Source organism: Alistipes sp. ZOR0009 (assembly GCF_000798815.1).
GTDB lineage: Bacteria > Bacteroidota > Bacteroidia > Bacteroidales > ZOR0009 > Acetobacteroides.
In genome coordinates this window covers 43,657-69,979 of sequence record NZ_JTLD01000020.1, presented here as the reverse complement: position 1 = coordinate 69,979, position 26,323 = coordinate 43,657, and the positions used below count along the sequence as shown (strand labels likewise).

General features: G+C 42.4%; 27 protein-coding genes. 8 read left to right on the top strand and 19 right to left on the bottom strand.

Annotated elements, in window-relative coordinates; all coding sequences use genetic code 11:
- Positions 1–33: 33 nt before the first annotated feature.
- Positions 34–1,365: a DUF58 domain-containing protein gene (locus L990_RS06940; RefSeq protein ID WP_047446890.1), complete on the top strand. Its 1,332-nt coding sequence runs from the start codon at positions 34–36 to the stop codon at positions 1,363–1,365.
- 47 nt (positions 1,366–1,412) lie between these two features.
- Here L990_RS06940 and L990_RS06935 read toward each other — a convergent pair whose 3' ends face one another.
- On the bottom strand, positions 1,413–2,450 hold the full coding sequence (locus L990_RS06935; protein WP_047446888.1) for a 2-oxoacid:ferredoxin oxidoreductase subunit beta: 1,038 nt from the start codon (positions 2,448–2,450) through the stop codon (positions 1,413–1,415).
- Between the two features lie 2 nt (positions 2,451–2,452).
- Complete coding sequence (locus L990_RS06930) at positions 2,453–4,303, bottom strand: 2-oxoacid:acceptor oxidoreductase subunit alpha (protein ID WP_047446966.1); 1,851 nt, start codon at positions 4,301–4,303, stop codon at positions 2,453–2,455.
- Positions 4,304–4,657: 354 nt separating this feature from the next.
- Here L990_RS06930 and L990_RS06925 point away from each other — a divergent pair, with 354 nt between their 5' ends.
- Positions 4,658–5,179: a gamma carbonic anhydrase family protein gene (locus L990_RS06925; protein ID WP_047446886.1), complete on the top strand. Its 522-nt coding sequence runs from the start codon at positions 4,658–4,660 to the stop codon at positions 5,177–5,179.
- On the opposite strand, the gene murI is transcribed toward L990_RS06925, so the two are convergent.
- The 9 genes from murI to L990_RS06880 form a co-directional block, all read right to left on the bottom strand.
- Positions 5,180–5,980 carry a glutamate racemase gene (murI, locus tag L990_RS06920; RefSeq protein ID WP_052180811.1) on the bottom strand — a complete coding sequence of 267 codons (801 nt, stop codon included), beginning with the start codon at positions 5,978–5,980 and terminating at the stop codon, positions 5,180–5,182.
- Between the two features lie 66 nt (positions 5,981–6,046).
- Positions 6,047–6,595, bottom strand: coding sequence for an OmpH family outer membrane protein (locus tag L990_RS06915; protein WP_047446883.1), 549 nt, complete (start codon positions 6,593–6,595; stop codon positions 6,047–6,049).
- Between the two features lie 45 nt (positions 6,596–6,640).
- Entirely contained in the window at positions 6,641–7,150 is a 510-nt protein-coding gene (locus L990_RS06910; RefSeq protein ID WP_047446881.1) for an OmpH family outer membrane protein, read from the bottom strand.
- Between the two features lie 11 nt (positions 7,151–7,161).
- Positions 7,162–9,690, bottom strand: a complete 2,529-nt coding sequence (gene bamA / locus L990_RS06905; RefSeq protein WP_052180810.1) for an outer membrane protein assembly factor BamA — start codon at positions 9,688–9,690, stop codon at positions 7,162–7,164.
- Between the two features lie 22 nt (positions 9,691–9,712).
- A complete protein-coding gene (locus L990_RS06900; RefSeq protein WP_047446962.1) occupies positions 9,713–10,453 on the bottom strand; it encodes an isoprenyl transferase in 741 nt (246 codons plus the stop codon).
- A 15-nt stretch (positions 10,454–10,468) separates the two neighbouring features.
- Entirely contained in the window at positions 10,469–11,137 is a 669-nt protein-coding gene (locus tag L990_RS06895) for a DUF6089 family protein (protein WP_197057253.1), read from the bottom strand.
- An 18-nt stretch (positions 11,138–11,155) separates the two neighbouring features.
- Entirely contained in the window at positions 11,156–11,917 is a 762-nt protein-coding gene (locus L990_RS06890; RefSeq protein WP_047446877.1) for a hypothetical protein, read from the bottom strand.
- A gap of 80 nt (positions 11,918–11,997) precedes the next feature.
- Complete coding sequence (locus L990_RS06885) at positions 11,998–12,870, bottom strand: NAD(+)/NADH kinase (protein ID WP_047446874.1); 873 nt, start codon at positions 12,868–12,870, stop codon at positions 11,998–12,000.
- A gap of 8 nt (positions 12,871–12,878) precedes the next feature.
- On the bottom strand, positions 12,879–13,580 hold the full coding sequence (locus tag L990_RS06880) for a CBS domain-containing protein (protein ID WP_156121411.1): 702 nt from the start codon (positions 13,578–13,580) through the stop codon (positions 12,879–12,881).
- Positions 13,581–13,594: 14 nt separating this feature from the next.
- On the opposite strand from L990_RS06880, the gene L990_RS06875 reads away from it, so the two are divergent.
- Together L990_RS06875 and L990_RS06870 are read left to right on the top strand one after the other, a co-directional pair.
- The gene (locus tag L990_RS06875) at positions 13,595–14,308 is read left to right on the top strand and encodes a pyridoxine 5'-phosphate synthase (RefSeq protein ID WP_047446871.1); all 714 of its coding nucleotides are present in this window, start codon (positions 13,595–13,597) and stop codon (positions 14,306–14,308) included.
- The gene (locus tag L990_RS06870) at positions 14,309–15,121 is read left to right on the top strand and encodes an alpha/beta fold hydrolase (RefSeq protein ID WP_047446869.1); all 813 of its coding nucleotides are present in this window, start codon (positions 14,309–14,311) and stop codon (positions 15,119–15,121) included.
- On the opposite strand, the gene L990_RS06865 is transcribed toward L990_RS06870, so the two are convergent.
- Both L990_RS06865 and udk read right to left on the bottom strand, forming a co-directional pair.
- On the bottom strand, positions 15,118–15,840 hold the full coding sequence (locus tag L990_RS06865; protein ID WP_047446867.1) for a 3'-5' exonuclease: 723 nt from the start codon (positions 15,838–15,840) through the stop codon (positions 15,118–15,120). The two genes, L990_RS06870 and L990_RS06865, sit on opposite strands and share 4 nt — an antisense overlap.
- A gap of 2 nt (positions 15,841–15,842) precedes the next feature.
- Positions 15,843–16,466 (bottom strand): uridine kinase, encoded by a 624-nt coding sequence (gene udk / locus L990_RS06860; RefSeq protein WP_047446865.1) that lies wholly within the window; start codon positions 16,464–16,466, stop codon positions 15,843–15,845.
- A 121-nt stretch (positions 16,467–16,587) separates the two neighbouring features.
- Between udk and L990_RS06855 the strand changes: the two genes are divergently transcribed.
- The 3 genes from L990_RS06855 to L990_RS06845 all read left to right on the top strand — a co-directional run bounded on the left by L990_RS06855 (position 16,588) and on the right by L990_RS06845 (position 19,580).
- Entirely contained in the window at positions 16,588–17,574 is a 987-nt protein-coding gene (locus tag L990_RS06855; RefSeq protein WP_047446863.1) for a type I phosphomannose isomerase catalytic subunit, read from the top strand.
- A gap of 166 nt (positions 17,575–17,740) precedes the next feature.
- The gene (locus L990_RS06850) at positions 17,741–18,718 is read left to right on the top strand and encodes a hypothetical protein (protein ID WP_047446861.1); all 978 of its coding nucleotides are present in this window, start codon (positions 17,741–17,743) and stop codon (positions 18,716–18,718) included.
- A gap of 4 nt (positions 18,719–18,722) precedes the next feature.
- Positions 18,723–19,580, top strand: a complete 858-nt coding sequence (locus L990_RS06845) for a VIT1/CCC1 transporter family protein (protein WP_047446859.1) — start codon at positions 18,723–18,725, stop codon at positions 19,578–19,580.
- 64 nt (positions 19,581–19,644) lie between these two features.
- Here L990_RS06845 and L990_RS06840 read toward each other — a convergent pair whose 3' ends face one another.
- The 6 genes from L990_RS06840 to yihA form a co-directional block, all read right to left on the bottom strand.
- Complete coding sequence (locus tag L990_RS06840) at positions 19,645–20,142, bottom strand: DUF4924 family protein (RefSeq protein ID WP_231562257.1); 498 nt, start codon at positions 20,140–20,142, stop codon at positions 19,645–19,647.
- A 50-nt stretch (positions 20,143–20,192) separates the two neighbouring features.
- Positions 20,193–20,609: an RNA-binding S4 domain-containing protein gene (locus tag L990_RS06835; protein ID WP_047446855.1), complete on the bottom strand. Its 417-nt coding sequence runs from the start codon at positions 20,607–20,609 to the stop codon at positions 20,193–20,195.
- Between the two features lie 6 nt (positions 20,610–20,615).
- Positions 20,616–21,179 carry an aminoacyl-tRNA hydrolase gene (gene pth / locus L990_RS06830; RefSeq protein ID WP_047446853.1) on the bottom strand — a complete coding sequence of 188 codons (564 nt, stop codon included), beginning with the start codon at positions 21,177–21,179 and terminating at the stop codon, positions 20,616–20,618.
- Positions 21,180–21,257: 78 nt separating this feature from the next.
- Complete coding sequence (locus L990_RS06825) at positions 21,258–21,863, bottom strand: 50S ribosomal protein L25/general stress protein Ctc (RefSeq protein WP_047446851.1); 606 nt, start codon at positions 21,861–21,863, stop codon at positions 21,258–21,260.
- A 104-nt stretch (positions 21,864–21,967) separates the two neighbouring features.
- Positions 21,968–22,912 carry a ribose-phosphate pyrophosphokinase gene (locus L990_RS06820; RefSeq protein WP_047446849.1) on the bottom strand — a complete coding sequence of 315 codons (945 nt, stop codon included), beginning with the start codon at positions 22,910–22,912 and terminating at the stop codon, positions 21,968–21,970.
- Positions 22,913–22,985: 73 nt separating this feature from the next.
- On the bottom strand, positions 22,986–23,597 hold the full coding sequence (gene yihA, locus L990_RS06815; protein WP_047446845.1) for a ribosome biogenesis GTP-binding protein YihA/YsxC: 612 nt from the start codon (positions 23,595–23,597) through the stop codon (positions 22,986–22,988).
- 307 nt (positions 23,598–23,904) lie between these two features.
- On the opposite strand from yihA, the gene L990_RS06810 reads away from it, so the two are divergent.
- Positions 23,905–26,289 carry a DUF5686 and carboxypeptidase-like regulatory domain-containing protein gene (locus L990_RS06810; protein WP_081981634.1) on the top strand — a complete coding sequence of 795 codons (2,385 nt, stop codon included), beginning with the start codon at positions 23,905–23,907 and terminating at the stop codon, positions 26,287–26,289.
- Positions 26,290–26,323: the final 34 nt, after the last annotated feature.

Here is a 26,323-nt window from a genome sequence, read left to right as displayed (position 1 = left end):
AGCATTCGCACCGCTTTGAAATAAAATCATAGCATGAAATTGAAAATACCAGTATTCCCCACAAAAAGGCTGCTATACCTGCTAGGTATAGCTAGCATTCTTTTTCTGGTAAGCTTCTTCATTAAATGGATATACCCCATTGGCACATGGATGGTGTACTGCCTTGCAGCGCTAACGTTGGCCGAAATAGTGGTACTCTTTGCCAAAGGCTCCTCGCTCAGCGTAACCCGTAAGGTACCGCTTAGGCTCTCGAACGGCGATGCCAACACTATTACGCTAAGCGCATCGAGCCGCTACCCGTTCCCTGTTACGGTTTCGCTTATCGATGAAATTCCAGTGCAGCTACAATACCGCAATTTTCATCTTTCATTTTCGATCAAGCCAAACCAAAATATTGACTTCGACTACGAGCTAACCCCAACCGAAAGAGGGGTTTACTCCTTTGGAAAGATTAACGCCTATATTACCACCGCAATTAACCTTGTTGAGCGTAGAGTTCGGTATAACGAGGAGGCCGATGTAAAGGTGTATCCCTCATTCATCCAAATGCGCAAGTACGAGCTAATGGCTGTAAATAACAGGCTCTCGGATATCGGTATTAACAAGCTACGTAGCGTTGGCAAGCATACTGAGTTCGACATGATAAAGGAGTACATTGAGGGAGATGACTATCGAACTATAAACTGGAACGCCACCGCACGTAAGGGTAGCCTTATGGTTAACAAATACCTAGAGGAAAAATCTCAGCATGTTTACAGCATTATCGATAAGAGTAGGCTTATGTTTTTCCCTTTTAATGGGCTAACCCTGCTTGAGTATGCCATAAATTCTACGCTGGCCTTCTCCAACATTGCCACCCTTAAGGATGATAAATGCGGATTGGTTACCTTTAATAAGGATGTGGATACTTTTGTGTATCCCGAGAAGAAGCGAAGCCATATCCACCTTTTAATGGAAAGCCTATACCAGGCAAAGTCATCGTGGCTAACCTCAGATTTTGAGCTACTCTACGTCAACGTAAAACGCAGAATGCCGCAACGAAGCCTCATTATGCTGTACACCAATTTTGAATCGGTGAATAGCATGAAAAGTGTGCTCCCCTATTTAAAGTTAATTGCCAAGCAGCATTTGCTGGTGGTGGTTATGTTTGAGAATACGGAGATAGGCAACCTTTTAGGCACTCCGGCCCAAAACGTAGAGGAGTTCTACACAAAGACTATTGCCGAAAAATATCGGTACGAGAAAAGGGAGATAACCTCGATACTACGAAGAAACGGAATTTTATCGGTGCTTGCACCACCTCAAGGCATTACGCCTGCCGTTATTAGCAAATATCTGGAAATTAAAGCCGATAGCTTAGTATAAAAAAAAGCGGGAAGATCCCGCTTTTTTTATATATCTGTAGGTAGTAACTATTCTACTTCCCAAGTATCTCCACTACGAAGAAGCTCATCAACGCTGTGAATCTTTGCATTCTTCATAACTTCCAACACCTGATCGCGAACGTTATCGTCGTAAGTTGAATCCTTAACTGCACGAATAACACCTAGCGCAACAGGGAAGTTTGGAGACTTCATATTAACAAGCATCATGTGGATACCTGGATTTGGATTGTGAGCATTGTGAACCAAAAGATCCTTTTCAGTCACGCCGTTTTCTCCAAGATTAACCACCTTTAGAGTCATATTCTCAACATCAAGAACTAACCCCTTATCCTTGTTCTTTCCAAAGATCATCGGTTCACCATGACGAAGAACGATTGTTCTGTCCTCACGTACCTCACGATCCATGAATGAAGCATGCGTTCCATCGTTGAAAATAACGCAGTTCTGAAGGATTTCAACAACAGAAGTACCATCGTGCTTTGCTGCAGAAACCATACAATCCTTAGTCAAGGCCACTTCAACATCCAACGAACGAGCAAAGAAGGTACCACGAGCACCAAGAACTAGCTCACCTGGAAGAAATGGATGCTCCACTGTTCCGAAAGGAGAAGTTTTGGTAACAATACCCAACTTCGAAGTTGGCGAGTACTGTCCCTTTGTAAGACCGTAAATCTCGTTATTAAAAAGCAGAATGTTAATGTCGATATTACGACGTACTGCATGGATGAAGTGGTTACCTCCGATTGCAAGGGCATCACCATCACCTGTAATTTGCCAAACAGAAAGCTTAGGATTTGCAACCTTCACTCCTGTAGCAATTGCAGCGGCACGGCCGTGAATACCATGAAAACCGTAGGTTTGCATATAGTAAGGGAAGCGAGAAGAGCAACCAATACCAGAAACGAATGTAAAACGTTCTTTGGTATAGTTTAAAGCCTCTGCCACCTCTGGCAATGCCTTTTGAACAGCATTAAGAATAGCGTGGTCGCCACAACCTGGGCACCATCTAACTTCTTGGTCGCTCTTAAAATCTTGAGCGGTATATTTTACACAAACTTCTGACATGACTACTTACCCTCCAATACTTCGTTTACTTTATTAACCAACTCCGACACGGTGAATGGCAATCCTTGACACTTGTTGAATTGATTGTATTCAAACTCTTGGAAATTCATTCTTAGGTGGTTGGCAAACTGACCCATATTAAGTTCGCAAACAACCAATTTCTTGTAGCGAGCAAATAGCTCTCTAGTATTTTTTGGTAGCGGATTGATATAGTGGAAGTGTGCTAAGCTAACTTTTTTACCCTGCTTGCGAAGTTCTTTAACTGCAGAAAGAAGGTGACCGTATGTTCCTCCCCAGCCAATTACTAAAACATCACCTTCACTATCTCCATATACTTCCTGTTCTGGAATAAAGTTAGCGACACGAGCAACCTTTTCAGCACGAACATCAACCATCTTCTGGTGGTTAATTGGATCGTGAGATACGGTTCCCTTTACGTAATCTTTTTCCAAACCACCAATACGGTGCTCAAGACCAGGAGTTCCAGGAATAGCCCAACGACGAGCTAACTTTTCGGCATCCCTTTTATAGGGTAGATAATCGGTGTCGCCAGCAGGTACAATTGGAGGATTAATTGCAGGATAATCCTTCATGCTTGGAATACGCCATGGCTGCGAGCCATTTGCTATAAATCCATCAGTAAGCAGCATAACAGGAGTCATGTGCTCTAACGCAATCTTACTTGCATTAAATGCGTAGTGGAAGCAGTTTGAAGGTGTGCTAGCAGCAACAACTACCATAGGAGCCTCACCATTACGCCCCCAAAGAGCTTGCATTAAGTCTGATTGCTCTGTTTTTGTAGGAAGACCAGTAGAAGGACCACCACGCTGTACATCAACAATCACCATTGGAAGTTCTGTCATTACAGCAAGTCCCAAAGCCTCTGACTTTAACGACAAACCAGGACCAGATGTGGTAGTAACAGCAAAATCGCCCGCAAATGCAGCTCCTATTGAAGTACAAATACCAGCAATTTCATCTTCGGCTTGAAGCGTCTTAACGCCTAAGTCCTTACGCTTTGCAAGTTCTTGCAAAATATCTGTTGCTGGAGTAATTGGGTACGATCCGCAGAATAGCTCGCGTCCCGATTTTTCGGCAGCAGCAATAAGCCCCCAAGCGGTAGCTGTATTTCCGTTTATATTACGATAGGTACCTTTTTCAAGTTCAGCAGAAGCCACCTTGTAGGTACTTGGAATTGCATGAGTATTGGCAGCATAGTCGTAACCAGCCTTAAGAACCGTTTTATTGGCTTCAATAATTTGAGGCTTTTTCTTGAACTTAACCTCATAGTAGCTTTCGGTAAAGTTAAGAGGACGGCTAAACATGCAGTAGCAAATACCCAAAGCAAACATATTTTTGCTTCGAATAATGCTCTTATTGTCAAGTCCAGAATCTTTTAAGGCTTCCTTGGTTAGCGATGTGATTGGAGCAAAAACAACTGTATAGTCATCAAGCTTAAGTTCAGCAACAGGATCGTTGGTTGTGAAACCAGCACGTTGAATTCCTTTTTCGCTAAAAGCATCAACATCTAGAATAATTGTTCCCCCTTTTTTTGTCCATTTGGCATTTGCCTTTAGAGCCGCAGGGTTCATGGCAACTAGCACGTCACAAAAATCGCCGGGTGTTGCAACTTGATGGCTTCCAATATGCACTTGAAAACCAGAAACACCAGCCACAGTTCCTTGTGGTGCTCGAATTTCAGATGGGAAGTCAGGGAAGGTTAATACGCCATTTCCAAGAAGTGCCGAAGTGTCTGAAAACAGCGTACCTGTAAGCTGCATTCCATCACCCGAGTCACCCGAAAATCGTATTACCACGTCTTCTAGCTCTACGCATTTTTCCTTTGCATCCATAATAATCTCATTTTGGTCAGCATTGCTGCAAAGCAGCATGTCTAGGTCAGTAGACTGTTTGATGTAAATTTTATCAATGGCAAAATTAGTTATTTTGTTATACTGGCCTCATTTTATTTCACTTTTTTATCATACAAACCAAAATATATTACAATAAAAACCAGATCGCCCAATACCACTTACATATTGTAAGTTTTACCATCCAAAAACTTACTCCTTAATAGATAAGCCCCCAATTATCTATATTATTGTTAACTGCAAAAGAAATGCAATAAAACATAAAATATGATGTACAATATTTTAACAACCACCCGCGCTCTATTACATTTGTATTTCACTAAAAAAGATAAAGAGATGCCTTACATAAGACCCGTACGAGGCTTTGCGCCTATCATTGGAGAGAACTGCTTTATTGCAGAGAATGCAACTATTGTTGGAGAGGTTATTATGGGTAATGACTGTAGCATTTGGTTCAACGCAGTTCTTCGTGGAGATGTTAACACCATCACCATTGGAAATAAGGTAAATATCCAAGATGGCTCGGTGCTTCATTGCCTCTACGAAAAATCTACGATTACTATTGGTGACAACGTCTCTATTGGACACAACGTTACCATACACGGAGCTACCGTAAAAGACAACGTGCTTGTAGGAATGGGTTCTACCATTTTAGATGGGGCCGTTATCGGAGAGAACAGCATTATTGCAGCCAACGCGCTTGTTCTTAGCAATACGATTGTAGAGCCAGGCAGCATTTACGCTGGTGTTCCAGCCAAATTCGTAAAGAAGGTAGATCCTGAGCAAACAAAGGAAATGATAAACAAAATAGCGAACAACTATTTAATGTACTCCAGCTGGTACAAAGAAGAGGAATAGCTACAACGACACATTCGCAACAACATCAACCAGTTCTATATCAACCTTAAGAACCTTCACCAGCAACTCCTTAAGCGTATCAGTGCTGCCACTTGCGAAAAAATGATATTTTGGAGCGTCCATCGCCTTTGATAGCAGGCCCTGTTCCTCCAAAATATCCTTCACCCTTCTAGCCACAGCAGGTGCTGGGTCAACGATAGTCACATTTGTCCCTGCTATTTCATCTATTAGAGGTCTAAAAAAAGGATAATGGGTGCAACCAAGCACAATATGATCTACCTTACGTAGTAGCATCGGTTTTACATACTTTTGGAGCAGCTCTTTTGCCTTTTCGCCATACTGCTCTCCATTTTCTACCAGCTCCACCAAACCTGTGCCAACTTCCATTACGACTTTCACATTAGAAGCATAGCGCTGCTTTGTCATGTTGAATAACCGTCCACCTAAGGTTCCTGCTGTTGCTAATATCCCAACAGCCCCTGTTTTTGTATGCAGCGCTGCTGGCTTTACAGCTGGTTCCATGCCTACAAATGGAATGCTATACTTATTTCGAAGATGATCAATAGCAGCAGCAGTTGCCGTATTGCAGGCAACGACAACCATCTTCACATCTTTGGATATAAAGTATTCGACAATCTTTTCTGATAGAAGAATGACCTCCTCTACAGATTTTGGACCATAAGGGCAGTGCGCGTTATCTGAAAAATAAATCAACTCCTCCCTAGGAAGAAGGCTGGCGACCTCTCTCCAAACAGATAGACCTCCAACCCCCGAATCAAACATGCCAATTGGTTGGTTCATTATATTACTCATAGAAACAAAAAAGCCATCCTTTTCAGGATGGCTCAAAGGTATAAATATTCTTCCTTATTTCTTAGGAGTTGCCGCTGCTGGTTTTTCCTTAATGCCTAATTGCTTAACAACCAAAGGCAATACATCTACAGCCTGTGCTGCATCATAGTAAGCAAGGCTTGGAATTGCTGTATCAAAAATGTAAGCAAACCCATTAGCTTTGCCAACAGCTTTAATAGCCTCATTTATCTTATCTACAATAGGTTTAAGAAGAGCGGCTTGCTGCTTAGACAACTCTTGCTCTGCGTTTTGACCGTACTCTTGAATGCGATTTTGAAGATCGGACAACTCCTTTTCTTTAGTCTGGCGAACTAGGTCTGCCATCTTTTCGCGTCCTTGAGCGTATGCTTGATACTTTTGGTTAAACTCAACTTGCAATGATTCAATTTGATTTCCAAGTTCTGTTCTCAATTTCATTAATTTGGCTTCTGCAGAATCTCTTTCTGGCATCTTAGAAATAATTTCCTGAGAATTAATAACACCAAATTTTAGGTTTTGCCCGAAAGCTACGCTTCCGAATAGCACGCAACATACTAGTAGAAGCGCTTTAATTCCGTTTTTCATCTTTAAAATTCGTTTTCGTTTTACGCAAATATACATTTTCAAAATTTACTTATACCCTAATTTCTGTAAGACCTCATCACTTTTATCGCTTTTAGGACTTACAAAAAGCACCGAAGGATTATTTGCCTTATCTAAAATAAGGGAGAAAGAACCTTCGTTTGCAACTTCCTTAACCGCGTTGAATATTTGATCATAAAAGGGTTTAAGTAATTCCTCTCGTTTTTTAAACATAAGTCCTTCTGGACCAAAATATTTTCGTTGCAATTCACTCGCTGAAGCCTCTTTTGCTTGAAGCTCCATTTCCCGAGTCTTCTTCATGGCTTCTGTCAGCAATACTTTCTCAGCCTGAAATGCTTTATACGCCTGATCTACCTCGTCAAATCGCCTCTCTACATCCTTCTGGTACTGCTGAGATAATTTATCCAACTGCTCTAATGCTGCCTTGTAGTTTGGAATCTTTTTAAGGATATAATCAGAATCCACCACAGCATATTTCTGCGAAAAAGCAACAGAACAAATAGCAAACAAACAGGCTAAAAGTAGTATTTTTTTCATCGTACAAAGAATTACATTGGCATTCCAATTACAAAGTGGAAGTTGCTTCCTCCTGCACTTGGGTTTGCAGCAGGCTTATCAAAGCCATAAGCCCAGTCTATACCTAGCATTCCAATCATTGGAAGGAAAATACGAGCACCAACACCTGCAGATCTTACCATCTGATATGGGTTAAAATACTTCATATCCTGCCAAGCATTTCCAGCCTCAAAAAATCCTAATACATAAATAGAAGACTGAGGCGTTAACGTAATTGGGTAACGAAGTTCTGCGCTAAATTTATCGTATACGTTAGCATTATTTAGCCAGCGTCTATTTTTTTGCGGATCTGGATCTGTTGTCTTGTAGTAATACTTTGGAGTCACCGATTCGTTCTCATATCCTCTAAGACCAACGGTTTCTGTTCCATAAAGAGCATATCCGCTAAGTCCATCACCACCTACAATAAAGCCTTCAAAAGGAGAATATCCATACTTAGAGTTATACATTCCGAGGTAGCCAAACTGGGCACGTAAGGCTAAAACCATATCCTTCCATACATTATGGTAGAAAACGCCCTTAAATCCAACCTTATAATACTCAATCCAACGGTAACGTTCCTTATTCGTCATTTGGCTATTATCTCCATAATCTTTTCCATTAAGTAGAGAGTAAGGCAAGGTCATTTTTAATGAAAGCGACACATCCGAACCACCACGAGGATAAATAGGATTGTTTGTTGAATTTCGAGACAAAGCTGTAGATAAGCTGATATTTGCAGCGGTTCCATCCTCTATAATAAATGACTGCCATTGCTTTAACTTATAAATTTCCACATTCACCGAATTTGAAAAAGTAAAGAAGTTGTCGGGCCATGTAAGACGTCGTCCTAAACCAACAGAACCTCCGATTACCTTAAAGAATTGATCGCTTTTTACAAAGTATGAATAGCTATTATTTTGCACCTGATAGTATAGCGACACAGAAAGTGACTGCGGCTTTTTCCCTCCTAACCAAGGTTCTGTAAAACTTGCAGAAAATGCTTTATAGTAAGATCCATTCGTTTGAGCGCGAAGAGACAACGACTGGCTATCCCCTGTTGGAATTGGTCTCCAAGCTCCTTTTTCAAAAATTCGTCGCGCAGAAAAGTTGTTAAAACGGAGCCCTACAGATCCTACAAACATATTTCCACCCCATCCTCCAGAAAGTTCTAACTGGTCGTTAGATTTCTCGTTAACGGTATACTTTATTCCTACGGTGCTTTCCTGTTGGTTGGGATCCATTTGAATTCCTTCCCCTAACTTTTCTGCATCAAAGTGACCTAACTGGCCTAAATAGCGGATGGTATTAATCACATTATCCTTCCTATAGAGATCGCCTGGTTTTGTTAAAATTTCACGACGAATAACATGCTCATTAGTTCTATCATTACCAGCGATGCTAATGTAAGAAATTGTAGCAGGCTTACCCTCTGTCATTCTTATTTCAACATCAACAGAATCGTTATCCACCCGAACCTCTACAGGTGTCGCATTAAAGAATAGGTAACCTTGATTCTGATAAATGCTTGCTACAGATTCTTCGTCGGTATTCAGACGCTTATCTAAGGCAACCCTGTCGTATGGATCACCCTTTTTAATCTTTAGCAGAGTCATCAACTCCTCTGCCGTATTCTTTGTGTTACCAATCCAAACTACATTTCGGAAATAGTAGCGGTTCCCTTCATCAATCTTAATTTTGATCCCGATTCTCTCGTTGCTAACCTTATAAATAGAATCCTCTACAATCTTAGCATCACGGTATCCCTTTTGAGTATAAAAATCTATAAGTTCCTTCTTATCATTTTCGTAGTCGCTCTTTATGAATTTCGACACATTGAAGATATTCCAATCGCGTCGGTGGGTTTTCTTTAGCGCTCTACGCAAACGTTCGTCGGTGTAATGCTTATTTCCTTCAAAATCAATATCCTTAATTTTAACTTTCTTGTTCTTTGTTACATTAAACACCAAGTGCTCTGTATTTTTAACAACCGTATCCGCAGTTTGAGTAACATTAACATCAACATTTAAAAAACCCTTATTTATGTAGTACTTCTTAATTATATCAGTAGTGGTGGTTAGCATAAAATCGGTAATGGTTGTCCCTCTTTTAAGTTTCAGCTTCTCATTAAGATCGGTAACTTCCGATTTTTTAGCACCTTTGATATCCCAATTGTACAATCGAGGTTTTTCTGTTAGGCTAATGGTTAACCAAATTTTATCTCCGTCTATTTTAGAGGCATTAATTTTAACATCACCAAACAAGTCCTGCTCCCATAGCTTTTTTATGGCACGAGCAAATTCTTCACCAGGAATGGTAATTGTGTCACCTTTAGAAATTCCAGTCACCCCTAAATAGAGATCTGGATCAAGATACTTTATACCTTCGATGGTAATATCCTGAACCACATATTTCTGAGGTTTTTCATAATTTACAGTTAAATTATGTACAGCCTGATCCTGAGCGAATACCTTGCCAAAAACCAGCAGCGATAGCAAGAGAAAAAATACTCTTTTGTGCATTACGATGATAATGAAGTTAAACTTATACCTTTACCTGATCACTTGTTTTGCCAAATCTACGTTCTCTACCTTGGTAGTCAACAATGGCTTTAATAAATTCCTCTTTCGTGAAGTCGGGCCACAAAACAGGCGAGAAGTAAAATTCCGAATAAGCGCATTGCCAAAGCAAAAAGTTGCTAATACGCTGTTCCCCACTAGTTCTAATAATAAGCTCAGGGTCGGGCATTTCTCGTGTTGTAAGGTATAACGGGAAGGATTGCTCGTTTATTGCTTCAACGTCGAGTTTCCCTTGCTGCACCTCCTTACAAATTTCTTTTACAGCATTAATTATTTCCCACCTTGCGCTATAGCTCAACGCCAAGGTAAGAACAAGTCCTGTATTCTGAGATGTTTTTTCGATCGCATTCATCAGCTTTTTATTAACAGCTGCCGGTAAAGAATCAAGATCGCCGATAGCGTTAAGCCTGATGTTATTCTTATTTAGTTTGGGGGTTTGATCTTGAATTGTGGAGACCAATAAAGACATTAGCCCATCCACCTCATCTTTGGGTCGAGACCAATTTTCTGTGGAAAATGCATATAAAGTAAGGTGCTTAATACCCAGTTCTGTTGATATTTCAACTGCAGCATTTACAGAGTTAACCCCTTTTCTATGGCCAAATAGGCGCTGATTACCAAGTTTTTTGGCCCATCTTCCATTACCGTCCATGATAATTGCGACGTGCTGAGGCAACCTACATTTATCGACAGACGAAATTAACATATTATCCATTCTATATTATAAGTAAACAGGACATATTTTCTGTCCTAAATTCAGGCGGTACGAAAATACGAATCCGCATGTAAAAAACCAGTCGTTATTGCTAATAAATGAACTTTTATTACCTACATTTTTATAGAAATCCAACTCATCGTTAAATGTTTTCGACAGCTGCATTTCTAAACCTAACGTTATTCTTCGCGTTGCGGCGACTTTTACACCCGCTCCGAAAGGGATCGCAGGTAGCATATTCCCGTTATAGTAGTAGGCGGCAATTCCGACCAACAAATATGGTGAAAAAAACTCATGTCGAGAGGTTAGCGGATTAAAAGGACGGAAGTTTACCTCATATTTTACGTCTAGATCAAAAAATAGTTCACTAAATTCTTTTACAGGAGGAATTCCAGGCAAAAAGTGCTCATAGCTGTCAGAAATACCTCTAATCTGCCCGACATTTGCAGAGACTCTTACCCCATTGTAATCATCAAAGTTATATCTATAATGAGCACCAAGGTAGGGTGATGGAGACTTAAAAACATTAACATTGTTAAAATCCCCAAGATAAGTACTTATACCTCCTTGAACACCAATATCATGAACCTCCTGAGCATAGGAAGTAGAAGCAGTTAGTAAAAACAGCAAAAAGCAGCCAATTGTAGTGATATTTCTAAATTGCGATCTTTTCAATTTTATCAATTGTTATTGCTAACGTCTTCGATATTTAGAGCGTCCCCAACCTACATTTTTACTCCCAATTTGGTAGGATAGGCCTACATTAAAAGAAAAATACATGTCCTTATTCTTAGAATACTTGGAGTTACTATAACCTTCTAAATAATCAGTAAGCGTAAATACATAGTTTGCCTCCAGCAAAAAGCGCACATCCCTTGCAACCGGAATAGTTGAGCCAAGTCCAACCGGTATCGAAGGTGTAACACCCCTGCCTCCTTCATACCCCGCATTTATTGCAGCCTTCATACTCTCATTCGGAATTGGTTTGTAAAATAGTGCCCCAAGACCAACCTGTACGTATAAAGAGGGGTACACATTCCGACTCCAACTTTTACCACCTCGAATCTTAGATGGATAAAAAAATGGTTCCTCTTCTGGAACAATGTAATAAACGCCAATCCCTGCTATTTCAGCAAATGGGGTTGTAAACCCAAATTTTCTATTATCATTTCGCGAACCATCGTCTTTTCGAGCCAATACGCCAACCAGAAGATTAGCCTTTGCTGAAAAATTACGCCCCAAATTTTTCTTATAATAGAAGAAAACACCTGGACGCTGAGCCGATATTGAAAAATCGACAAATCCTTCTCCCGAGCCGCTAGTTCCTCCCACGTCAGTATAGGCAGAAATGACAGCAACTCCCAAACCGAACTCTTCGAGCGATTTACGGTTCAACTGCCCCTTCCCTACGAAGACAATCCCTAACAGCGTGACTACTAAAAGTATCTTCCTCATCTATTCCTTCCACCATGCACTCATAAATGACAAAACTATCATAAAAAACGATAATTCCATCCAGATCAACTCAACAACAATTAGTTTCGCTTATCAAACCCCCACAATAACTTATTCCTCAGATTTATACAAAAATTATTTCCCTTGAACTTCATGAATCGAATTTGAGACTTCGACTTGTGAAGCGTCAAGGAAGTTCCACTTGGAGCCACAAATCTGCTATTATCCATAGACCACACAATATTGCCAAAACGAGACTCTACTTCGAGACGAAGAATTGACGTATCGGGTAATACTAAGGGACGCATATTTAGGTTATGTGGAGCTATTGGAGATAACGTAAAAACGTTCGAATCTGGCGTCACAATTGGGCCTCCAATACTCAAAGAATAAGCAGTAGAGCCAGTAGGCGTTGCAACAATAACCCCATCAGCCCAATATGTTCCCAAAAATTCATTATCAATATACGCATGCACGGTTACCATCGAAGAATCTTGCTTCTGTACCGTAACCTCATTCAACGCAGCCGAAAAAACTGGAGGCATTCCATCAACCGAAACTTCGATCATAGAACGCGACTCAATGGTGTAATCACCCTTAAGAATAGCATCAAATGTGACCTCTGCATCATCCAAAGAGGTAAATGTAAGAAAGCCCAAGCGCCCAATATTAACACCCCAGATAGGGATATCTGAGTCGCGAACGAAAGAAACACAATCCAACAATGTGCCATCACCTCCAATACTTATTAGCAAATCGACCTGTGGAAAATCTGCAACGCCATTAAACTCCTTAAAAAAATTGAAATCAAGACCATTTAGTGAATCTAAAAACTGGCTATGAATGTAAAGATTGGAATCTCTACTTAGCCGTGTGATAAAGCGAAGAACATCCGGAATTCTAGCACTATCTAACGTTCTGCCGTACACGGCAATTTGGAGTTTTTCCTGCATTGTAAAAGTTATAAATCGAGGAATTTCATTAGCTGATCGTAGCGATCATCTAGGATATCATCCATCTGATTTGTGGCATTATACACATTAGTAACCAAATAGCTATAGCGATTGAATGTTTGCAAAATAGAGGTCAGATCATCCGTATTAACCTTAACGACAACTTCGACCTGAGAAGAGTCAGGAATCGGCAAAACGTAGGAATTTAGCACCTTCGCGTCATTGGACTCTACTATTTGAGCAATATGGGACAGCGAGTAATCTTTAATATTGACCTCCAATACTATTATACCACCCTGCATATGCAGCGAAGAATCTTTTACAAACGAAAGCAGCAGATCCGAAACAGGAATTGCACCAAGATACCGCCTATTCAGATCAACCACGGTTATTACCGACAAGTTTTTATCTGAAGCCAACGAAAGCACTTCAAAAGCAGGAACATCTTTCCCTATAAAAGTCCCATCCGCATCCAACTTATAATCAGAGATGAGAACATCAGGATCGTTCATATCCAAAACGTTATTTTCAGAAACTAGACCCAAAAATTGCTGGCGATCAACAACAGGCAAATGCGAAACCTTAAAAACTTCCATAAGAGTCAGAGCCTTACCGCCCGTATCGGAAAGTTTTAACGCAGGAACCATGTCTGATATAAGGTCGATAGAATACTTCATCAATAATTCTCCTACATTTGCATCACTAATCACAGAACATTTTAGCAATGACAAAGCTTAGTGTAAATATAAATAAAATTGCTACAATCCGAAATGCGAGAGGTGGCAATACACCAAATGTTGTTGACGCAGCTGTTAACTGCGAGAAATATGGATCTCAAGGTATTACAGTTCATCCTCGTCCTGACGAGAGGCACATCAGATACCAAGACGTCAGAGATTTGAAGAAAATTGTAACAACAGAATTTAATATCGAAGGATACCCTTGTAAAGAGTTTATCGATTTGGTACTTGAAGTAATACCAACACAGGTAACTCTAGTTCCCGATCCCCCTACAGCACTAACCTCGAACGCAGGATGGGATACCCAAGCCAACAAATCATTCCTTATCGATGTTGTAAAAACCTTTAAGGATAAAGGTATCCGCGTGTCGCTATTTGTAGACCCAATGGTTAGCATGGTGCAGCATGCCCTCGAAACGGGGACAGACCGCATCGAACTATATACCGAGCCATATGCAACAAGTTACCCGTTGGATAAAGAAAAAGCGATAAAACCCTTCATAGAAGCCGCAGCTGAAGCGCAAAAGTTAGGATTAGGAGTTAACGCGGGGCACGACTTGAGCCTTCTTAACCTGAACTACTTCTACAAAAACATACCCGGTTTGCTTGAAGTTTCGATAGGGCACGCGCTAATTTCTGACGCTCTTTATCTCGGTTTGGAAGAAACGGTAAAACAATACCTCAACCAACTTAAGTAAATGAAGCTATTTTTTCGACATTTTGGCAAGGGATGGCCGCTTGTTATCGTACACGGCCTTTATGGTTCTTCAGACAACTGGCTATCTGTTGCCAAAAAACTCGAAAACCACTTCAGCCTTTACCTAGTTGACTTACGCAACCATGGCAACTCGCCACACTCGGAGGAGCACAGCTACCAAGCGATGTCTCAGGATTTAAAGGATTTCATTCTTGAGAATAATATAAAGAGCCCAATCCTAATGGGGCATTCTATGGGAGGCAAAGTTGTAATGCATCTCGGACTTAGCAACCCAGAACTCATCCAGCGTATGATCGTTGTGGACATATCCCCTTTGGGAAATATCAATGCCCCCCATAAGCAGCATATGCTGGATCATAAAAACATCATTTCGTCTTTAAGAAATCTCCCTATTAAAATTATTGAAAGCAGAAAAGAAGCAGATACAATTCTTAGTGAACGAGTTCCTTCGGAAAGGGTCAGAAGTTTTCTCCTAAAAAATTTAACGAGAGTTGGACATCAATTCCAATGGAAACTAAACCTAGACATACTTGCAACGCAAATAGAGCATGTTATGGATGGATTTGATCTTTCGAACCCCGATCATTTAAGTCAAAAAGATTTCCCCATTCTATTTATAAAAGGCGAAAAATCGGACTATATTGGTAAAGAAGATGAATCTGCAATAAAACTTTTTTATCCCGAATCGAAGCTCGAAAACATTCCTGAGGCTGGCCATTGGGTACACGCAGAGCAGCTCGATTTATTTATTGAAACGGTTATGAATTTTTGTAATCAGGAAGCCTCTTTTTAGGCATCAACAAAATCGACATCTTCAACAACGAGTATATCATCACCTCTGAATCGTTGCAATATTTGCGCCACAGCAACAACATCCTTTTCGCAGTACCGCACAATACGGAGCAAATCCTTTTGCTTATAGTAAGTATCAGCAACCATACTGCCATCAATATCATCCTTTGGGGTAGGGATATTTAAGATGGTAGTTAACAAATGTAGCGAGGTGTAATGCTTATAGTCGCCAAATTTCCAAAGTTCCATTGTATCCAAAAAAGGGACTTCCCATGGCTTGCGTCCAGCAACATCTAGAATTTCAGGCAACGGTAACCCATTAATAATCATTCGCCGTGAAAGGAATGGAAAGTCAAACTCTTTTCCATTATGCGCACAAACAAAGCCTTTCCGTTTAGCTAAAAATTTTTCTACAGACTTGGTAAAGCGAGTAAGTACATCAACCTCGTCATCACCATAAAATGACTTTACAAGAAATGTTTTCCCCTCTTTTCTGTCATTAAAAACACCTACAGATATACATATCACGCGACCAAACTCAGCATAAATACCTGCTCGGCTGTAAATTTCTTCAGGCGTTTCCTCGTTTTTTGCTAGGTAAAAAGCCTTTTTATCCCACAGATCGCGAATTACAGGAGGAACATCCTTATAGCTTTCACTCTGTGGGACTGTTTCGATATCAACAAACATGATATCCTTCAAATTAAGGCTTTTAATCATCGCTATTTTACTCTATAATCGTGTAAACTCTTCTCAATAAATATCTTCATAATATTAATTGCCACCTGGTTATTTCCTCCTTGTGGTATAATAATATCGGCATAACGTTTTGTCGGCTCTATGAACTGCAGGTGCATAGGCTTTACCACCCCCTCGTATCTATCCAGAACCTTATCTACAGAACGACCTCTCTCTGCTATATCGCGAGCAATAACCCGGCTCAACCGGTCATCAGCATCGGCGTCTACAAAAATTTTGATATCCATCAAATCACGAAGTTCCTTACAGGTAAATATCAAAATCCCCTCTACAATAACAATATGACGAGGCTCGATGGTAACCGTTTCCTTTGCTCTTGTGCAAGTAAGATAAGAATAAATAGGCTGCTCTACGGATATTCCTCTTTTAAGCTGCTTTATATGCTCCACCAGCAGCTCAAACTCAATTGAGTCTGGATGGTCAAAGTTTATCTCCTGCCTACGCTCTGCTGGCACATGGCTACTATCTCTATAATACGAATCCTGAGGAACAACAATCACCTCTCCTTCAGGCAATAAATCAACTATTCGACGAACAACGGTCGTTTTTCCTGAGCCTGTACCTCCTGCTATTCCAACTATAAGCATGCCTTTTCTTTTTTTTACGAAAATATAAATATAACTTCATCATCTATCAGAATATTAAAAGAAATGCCTATTAAAGTTCGATGCGATGAGTTATCTTAGCGCAAAAATACACACAATTGCAATGTCTAGTCTTTACCCTCTAAAATTTAACCCCATTTTTAAGGAAAGAATATGGGGAGGCGAAAAACTTAAAAATCTATTAGCGAAAGAATTACCCGCCAACACAAAAATCGGAGAAAGTTGGGAGCTATCTGCCGTAAATGGCGACATTTCGGTAGTTTCAAATGGCTTTCTGAAAGGCAACGACCTAAAAGAACTCATCGAAGTTTATATGGGCGATTTGGTGGGTGAGAAAGTTTACGAAAAGTTTGGAGAGGATTTTCCGCTTCTAATCAAGCTGATTGACGCATCTGACGATCTTTCTATCCAAGTTCATCCCAACGACAAGCTAGCCAAGGAGCGCCACAATTCTTTTGGAAAAACAGAGATGTGGTACGTGGTTGGCTGCGACTCAGACGCTAAAATATACGTAGGTTTTAACCAGGAAGTTGATAAAAATAAGTACGTCAGCTACCTCGAAAAAAACAAGCTTGCCGAAATTTTAAATACAGAAATATCACAAAAGGGAGACACCTACTTCATTCCTGCAGGAAGAATACATGCCATTGGAAAAGGCAACCTTATCGCTGAAATCCAACAAACCTCCGACATCACCTACCGTATGTATGACTGGGGACGCGTTGACGATAAGGGAAACCCAAGAGAACTCCACACGGAACTTGCAGTAGATGCCATTGATTACAACGTTTACCCTTCATACAAATCAAGCTACGAGGCTAAAGACAACCAGTCGAACCAGCTAGTAGACAGCCCCTACTTCACCACCAACCTGATAAAGTTGAATGCAGGTAAAGGTTTAGAAACCGACTATGCAATGCTCGACTCCTTCGTCATATACATGGTGCTCGAAGGTGAAATTAACATAGCATATCCAGATGGAAAAGAAAAAGCATCGGCAGGAGATACAGTTCTAATACCAGCATCGCTCGAGCAAATTACCCTCGAATGCCATAAAAATGCAGAGATACTAGAAGTGTACATAAAGTAGCCATTTTGTCACCAAAAAAATAGACAAAAGAGGTTTATTCTGCTTCTTTTTTCACACAAATAAAAAGAACAAGCCCAACGCGGGGCTTGTTTTTTCTTATTTTTTACTATCATTGCTACTGATTTTACATATTAGGCAAATAGACGATATAAGGGGAATTCAAACTATGAAAAACCTACTTCTTTTCGCATTAACGCTTGCAGGTGCAGTCCCTTGCTTTGGGCAAATGATTGATCCTCTGGATGAAGTTAAAACACGCGAAAAAACTCTATCGAATAGAATTCAGAAGTCTATTCAATGGAGCTATAAGTACGAAAATGGGAAACCTTCTAAAGATGGGACTATCAGTGTTGTAACAACCTACAACAAGGATGGGTATCCTGTAGAAGTTGCCAACTACAATTCGGGTAAGCTTTCTACTATCCAAAAATACGCCTACGATTTAAAGGGTAATAAGTCGGAGTATACGAACTTTGATGCCGATCAAAATAAAAAAATCTACTCCCAGACATTTACCTACAACGATAGAGGGCTTTTAGTTAGAGAGGATGGCTATGATGGGCTATTCCCGTACAACGTAATTCACACCTACGACAGCAACGACAAGGTGATCAAGATTACCAAAATTGATGTAAACAAAAACGTCGAGGAGCAGTGGGATTACCAGTATAGCGATACGGTGATTGCCATATCCATCACCAAAAAGGGGAAGTTAACCAACAAGCAACGCATCGTAACCAACTCGAGAAAGCAAAAAGTTGAGGAGGTGAAGATGGATGCCAACAACAAGGAGCTTCGCAAAACCAGCTACTACTACAACCCTATGGGCCAAATAGAAAAAAGGGATGAGTTTGTTGGCGGTATTAAACGATACACCCACCAGTACCTGTACGACAGCGAAAATAAGCTGATACAGGTAGTTCAAATTGAAGCTAGTGGAAAGCAATTTCCATACAGCACGTATAAGTACGACTCGAAAGGCAACCTGCTTCAGGAGCAATGGAGTGAGAACAAAGGAATAGAATACTCCAAGAAGGATTCGTCCTACAACCCGAAGGATATACTAACGGAAGTAGATACCTACTACGCGCCTTACGAATACCAGGTATTATACAAGTATACCTACGAATTCTACAACAACTAGTAAAATGAGTTTAGAAAAAAGCGTTTTAATCGCCCAAAAAGAAGAAATTACAGGTTACACCATCTACAACAAGCTGGCCGAATCGGAAAAAGATCCTCACAATGCCCAACTATTCAGGGATATTGCAAAGCAGGAGATGATGCATTATAAAATGCTAAAAAACATTTCGGGCAAAGATGTTGAACCCAGCAGATTTAATACGCTAAAGAGCTACCTAATAACCAAAGCTTTTGGGCTAACATTCGGGGTAAAGCTCATGGAAAAAAACGAGCAAAAGGCGCAAAAAGCATATGCTGAGTTAGAATCGCACTACCCATTTATCACCCAAATTCGCGAAGACGAAGAAAAGCACGAGCATCAGCTTATCGAGATGATCAACGAGGAGAAGTTGAAATATGTTGGCTCTATTGTTCTTGGACTAAACGACGCATTGGTCGAGCTAACGGGAGCGCTTGCAGGTCTAACATTTGCGCTTCAAAATAGCAGGCTTACGGCTCTTGCTGGTTTAGTTACAGGTATTGCGGCAACCTTTTCCATGGCTGCTTCAGAATACCTCTCGTCAAAATCAGAAGGGGAGGAGGACGCCCTTAAATCGGCCACCTACACAGGTATTGCCTACCTTATAACGGTAGCAATGCTGGTAGCCCCCTATCTCCTACTCGACAACGGGTATATGGCTCTAGGCTGCATGATTGCCATTGCCATTTTCATTATCTTCATATTTAACTACTACATTTCCATTGCGAAGGATTTGAACTTTAAAAAGCGATTCCTCGAAATGGCAACTATTAGTATTTCCGTAGCAGGATTCTCATTCCTTCTCGGTTTTGTCCTCAAGCAATTTCTTGGCGTAGACGCTTAGTTTTACAATATATAACGACAAAAGGCTTCCCATAAGGAAGCCTTTTGTCGTTTACATCAGGACATTAATCCTCTGTAAAAGAAAATTGCCCCCTCTCAAACTGCCCAAATCTTTTTGAAAGGTAGGCCACCATTCGGGTAATCTCGTCGAACGACTCCTCGGTTTGCCTGCTAATCTCCGTATTGCGCAACTTCATTAGCAGCTTCGAATACAGGGCGTAAAAAGCATATGCAACATCGGTTGGCTGAGGTGTTGCCACCTTTTCCTTAAATGCAACAATTGCAGGTGTGGCATTAAACACAATCATCTTATATGCCTCATCGTTGGGTTCATTAAGCAATCGCGTATGAAAATCAGCGAGCTCTCCAATAAGGTATTCGGTAATTGAAATAAAACCAGCTGCGGTCTTTCCTTCCTGCTTTATAACATCACAAAGATCCATGTACCACGACAACTCCACCTTTGCCTGATCTTCGGGCAAATTTAAAGGGGCAACTAGCACCTGCTGTATCTTCCGCTCGTCAAACTGAAGTGTACGAAGCAAGTCCGTTATCTGCCACATAAGCAGGATATATTCGGCAACATTCTCTTTCCGTTTTTGAGACGCTAAATTCATTCATCAAGGTCCTCCCCACCCCAGTAGTAGTTCTCCATCAAATCGTCAATATCTCGACGCTCTTTTTTTGTTGGACGACCAGCACCCTTGTCTCTATAGGCAAAGAGTGTGGTTCGAGCCATCTTTAGCTTTTCCAACTCCTCCTCAGGAGTCATATTTTCGGCATACAGGTACACATTCTTGGCAGGTTGTCGGTTTGCGATGAGCGCAAGCACCTTAAACGTGTAGATAACCGGCATTTTTTTCACGCCAATCAAATCGCCAATTTTAACATCTCTTGAAGCCTTTGCCTCTCCTCCGTTGATAGTTATACGTCCCAACTTACAAGCATCTGCAGCATCCGTACGCGTTTTAAAAGCACGAATAGCCCACAAATACTTGTCGATGCGAACTGTTGTTACTTCTGCAGCCATATTAATCTACTTTTTATTGTAAAAGTTCATGGTACGCTCGATGCCAATCGTTCCAAAACCCTTTATTGCCTCAACGCTGTGATCGATAAGCGCAGGAAGCACCTTCTCCTCCTCTTCCGTCCAACGACCAAGCACGTAATCTACCTGCTTGCCTTTGGCAAACTTATCGCCAATACCAAAGCGTAATCGCGCATAGTTTGGCGTACCCAGAATCTCGGTAATATGCTTCAACCCGTTATGTCCACCATCGCTACCCTTTTCGCGTATGCGGATAGAGCCCATGGGCAGCGCAATATCGTCAACAATCACAAATACATTCTCGATCGGAATCTTTTCGGCCTGCATCCAGTAGCTAACGGCCTTACCGCTCAGGTTCATGTAGGTTGACGGTTTGAGCAGGATAAAGTTTCGTCCCTTATGCTTTACCTCAGCCACATCGCCGTAGCGCTTGGTGGCAAAAGGCACCTCTGCAGCCTTTGCAAAGGCATCAACCACCTTGAAACCGATGTTGTGTCGGGTATTAACGTACTCGTCGCCAATATTACCCAATCCTACTATCAAATATTTCAAAACAATACAGTTTACATTATAGACGAAAGGCGTTAGGATATAATATTCCTAACGCCTTGTATCGAATAGTGTTTACTACTATTTCTTCTTCTTTCCTGCGTTTTGAGCAGCAAGTGCAGCAGCAGCAGCAGCACCACGAGCAGCACGAGTCATCTTAACTGCGCAAACTACAGTGCTCTTTGGGTTAAGAATAGTTACGTTAGGGAATTCTAGCTCGCCAACCATAATAGTCTTACCAAGACCTAAGTTGGTGATGTCGATTTCGAATGTATCAGGAAGATCCTTAGCAAAAGCAGAAACCTTCAACTTACGAGTTGCTAGCTGAAGCTTACCCCCTTGCTTTACACCTTCAGAGTTACCGTTAAGAACAACAGGAACCTCGATGGTTACAGGCTTGTCGTCGGTGATACGGTAGAAGTCGATGTGAAGAACCTCATCAGTTACTGGGTGAAATTGTACTTCGCGAAGTACTGCCTTCTCCTTGTTTCCGCCGATGTTAAGATCAACGATATAAGCGCTTGGAGTGTAAAGTAGCCCTTTAAGCTCCTTTGTAACTACGGTAAAGTTGATGTTTTCACCATTTCCGTAAATGTTGCAAGGAGTTAGCTCGCTACGACGGATGTCTTTAGCACCTTTTTTTCCAAGGTCAGTACGAAGAGTACCGTTAATTTCAATGCTTTTCATCTTAAAATAATATTATTGTGTTACTCAGAGCCTACCCGGCTCCCCATCACACCTTCAATCAACGAGAAGGCTGATTTTTGAGATTGCAAATATAGCAATTATTCTTATTGAATAAAGGTTGAGCTAATTGACTTGTAGTTGTAAACTTTGTCAATTACATCGGCAAAGTGATCGGCTACGGTTAGCACCTTTATTTTTGAAGTATCCACATCGGTACGCAAAGGTATTGTATCCGTTACGCAAACCTCGGTTAAGGCCGAATTGGCAATGCGCTCGTAGGCAGGTCCCGAAAGAACTGGGTGTGTTACCACCGCGCGAACGCTCTTGGCTCCCATGCTCATCATCATATCAGCCGCCATAGCGATTGTACCAGCGGTATCAATCATGTCGTCAAAAATGATAACATTTTTACCCTTAACATCTCCAATTGCAGTCATATGGCCAACCACATTCGCCTTTTCGCGCTGCTTGTGGCAAATAATCATCGACGCATCGAGGAAGCGAGAGTAGGCATGCGCACGCTTTGCTCCGCCCATATCGGGTGCTGCAACCGCCAAATCTTCGAGGTTGAGCGACTTAATGTAGGGAACAAAAATGGAGCTTGCGTAAAGATGATCGACAGGAACATCAAAAAATCCCTGAATCTGATCGGCATGCAAATCCATGGTCATAATACGATCGACCCCCGACGCGCTAAGCAGGTTGGCAACCAGCTTGGCACCAATCGACACGCGAGGCTTATCCTTACGATCCTGACGAGCCCATCCAAAGTATGGCATTACCGCTACCACCTTGTGAGCCGAAGCACGGTGAGCAGCATCAACCATTAAGAAAAGTTCGAAGAGATTGTCGGTGGGTGGGAAGGTAGATTGGATAATGAAGACGGTACATCCTCTGACGCTTTCGTCGAATGAGGGTTGGAATTCGCCATCGCTAAATTCTGTAACCGATGATTTTCCCAGTTCTATGCCAAAGCTGTTGGCGATTTTCTCAGCAAGATAACGAGAGTTCCTTCCAGCGAAGAACTTGATCGAATGCTTTTGAGCCATTGATTCGGTAAATTATGTCGTGTTTTAAAGTTGACTTGGCAAAAGTATAAAATAGAGCCTTAAATAACGAATGCTACTCCATATTTGTGTTAACGATTGCAATACATTCCTCGATGTAGCCAAGCACCTCGTCCGCCCCGCTCTTTTTCGAACTCGACGTATAAAACATCGGCGGCAGCTCCTCCCAGTATTCGAGCAGCTTCTTGGTGTAAACATCAACATTATCTTTTAACACCTGAATACCTATTTTATCAGTTTTGGTAAAGACAATGGCAAACGGAATTCCATGCTGGCCCAGCAGCGTCATAAACTCGACGTCCATCTTCTGTGGTGCCAAGCGCGAATCCACCAGCACAAACAGGCAGGTAAGCTTATCGCGAGCCTCTAGGTACTGCGTAATGATGGCCGAAAACCCCTGACGGTCGGTTTTAGACACCTTCGCGTAGCCGTATCCGGGCAAATCGACCAAATGCCAGCTATCATTTACCAAGAAATAGTTGATAAGCCTTGTCTTGCCGGGAGTCCCCGACACCTTTGCCAACCCCTTCTGGCGAGTAAGATAGTTGATCAGCGACGATTTCCCCACATTCGATCGCCCAATAAAGGCAAACTCGGGTAGCGTTTGCGGAGGACACTGCGACGCTTTTTGGGCGCTCTTCACAAATACTGCGCTCTTTACCTGCATACTGTTGATTTTTGTGCAAATATAGGAATAATGCGATAAGAATCAGCAGCACGGCCTTAGGCTTGCCCTCCAAAACCGGCACAACTACAAAGGGCTTCAAAAAACCACCACGCATAGTTAACATTTTTTAATTATAACAGGTAGTACATAGCTCCCCTCAACCGCTCTTATCTGAAGAAGAAACAATACTTTCGGCACGAGTTTTACACCACCAGATAAAAAAGTGCAATAGTAGGATTAGAGATTGGTATAGCCTCATTATTGAGCTATCCACGAAAGGCGGCTTAGAGAATATATTGGAAAAACGATGAGGTTACTATTAATTACACTTGCCGCATTGGCATTTATGTCATTCGATGACAAAACACACGGGGGGGATATAGCAGGGACAGTAAAGCATGAGGCAACAAAGCAGCCCATACCTTACGCCAACATCCATTTTAGGGGTACCACCATCGGTACGCGCACCGACGATAAGGGACGTTTCTACATTAAAAGCAAAGTAAAAAAAGACTCCCTAGCGGTTTCGGCCATTGGCTACAAGACCGTTGTTGTGCCCGTGGCAGCCCTAACCGATCCATCCTACATCATCTACCTACAGGAGGAGACCTACGCGCTTAACGAAATCGTAGTTCGCCCAGGAGAAAACCCAGCGCACCCCATACTTCGACGGATTATTGCCTCCCGAAAGAAGAACGACCCCACCAGCATTAGCCAGTACCGGTGCCAAACCAACACCAAAATAGCCGTACAGGTAGACAAACGAAGAGACCTCCAAAACGACACCACCGCCTCGGCCAACGACAAGCGGCTTCCGATATACTACTCCGAAAAAAGGGCCAACAACATTATCGACCATACCACCGGGCTAGAGAAGCAGGAGGTAATCTACCAAAAGCAAAACGGGCTCGGTATTCTTGCCGACTTCCACGTAGATGGGTACGAATCGGCCATGAGCGCAGAGGTAAACTTCTACCAAAACAAGATAGACCTCTTCGGTAAAACATTTTACAGCCCCATCGGCGACAACGGCCTATCGTACTACAAGTACTACCTAAAAGACAGCGCCCTAATCAACGGCAACATGGTTTACACCATCGAATTTAAGCCTAAGGTAAAAAAGGACCTCGCCTTTAAGGGCTTCATGCTTGTTGACAAGCAAACGTGGGCGCTTAGAAAGATAGAGACAGCCCTGCCCAAATCGGCCAACATCAACTACCTTACCGATTTCGAAATAAAGTACGAGTTTGCCCCGGTAAACGATACGCTTCTCTTCTTCCGTAAGAACAGCGTGGCTGCCGAGCTCTACTACCATAAGGGCGGTAAGGTTGATGGCAAGCACAAGCTCCTCATCAACAAAACAACCCACTACAGCAGCGTAGCCATAGGGAATGACACCATTGCCAGCAACGCCCCCAAGGAGGTGCAGCCGGCCCTCTCCATAGAGGAGCTGCGGGTAAACCACGAGCTCGACTCGCTAAACAACCTGTGGTGGATGCGCGGAATTGACAAGATTACCACAACGGCCATTACCGGATACTTCCCCCTTGGGAAGCTGGACCTTGGTCCCTACCTCGAGTACGTAAAGCACAACAAGGTGGAGGGGCTGCGCCTAACGCTGGCTGCCCGTACCGGAGAAAGCTTCCACCCCCGCTACTCGCTATCGGGCAAGCTGGGCTACGGATTTCGAGACAAGGAGTGGAAGTATGGAGCAGGATTTGCCTACAAGCCATCCTGCGAGCACCGCACATTGCTGGGCATCGACTACGAAAAGGATATGACCATCATCGGAAGCAACGACAACCTGATGCTGCTACGCGAAAACTCGCTCCATGCGGGCGAGGACAACCTCATTGCATCGCTTGCCAGCCGCCGCCGCAACGACCGGCTCTCCATCTCCAAAACCCTATCGGTTTGGGGCGAGCGCGAGGTTGCAAAAGGCGTAGCATCTCGCGTAAAAGTCGACTTTCAAACCATCTCTTCGGGCGAGTTTATCCCCTTCTCCTATAACGGTACGCCTGTCGACAAGATTAGCAACAGCAGCATCAGCCTGCAAACAAGGCTTTCGTTTAAGGAAAAGACAACCGATAAGTTTCTGCGCCGCTACTACCTCGGCACCCGATATCCGATAATTAATATGGTAGTTACAGGTGGACACTACTCCACCCCACAAAGCAAGGGCGAGTACCTAAAGCTGCATCTAGCCTACAAGCACTACGTAAATGTGGGACTAGGAAAGCTGCAGTACGCGCTGGAGGCTGGAGTAATAGCCGGCTCGGTACCCTTTCCGTTGCTGGAGGTGCACCGTGGAAACGAAACCTACGGCTACTCCCGCTACCGGTTCAACACCCTCAACAACCTGCAGCTGGCCAGCGACAGGTACGCCAGCCTTTTTATGGAATACCACCTAAATGGCGCCATCATCAACCGGCTGCCGCTGCTGCGCGAGCTGAACCTCCGCGAGGTAGTTTCGGCAAAGATGATTACCGGATCGCTATCCAGCAAGCACAGGGAGGTTCTGGACTTTCCTGTTATGCTCCACGGCCTAAAGCAACCCTTTCTGGAGGTAGGCGGAGGCTTCGAAAACATCCTCAACTTCTTTAGGATAGAAGGGGTTTACCGCGTATCGCCGCACAAGCTGCAGCACGCCCCCCGATTCGAAATAAAAGCCCGGTTCCAAGTCGACTTTTAGCCTACAAGCTCGCCCAGCATGCTACAATAGCTAG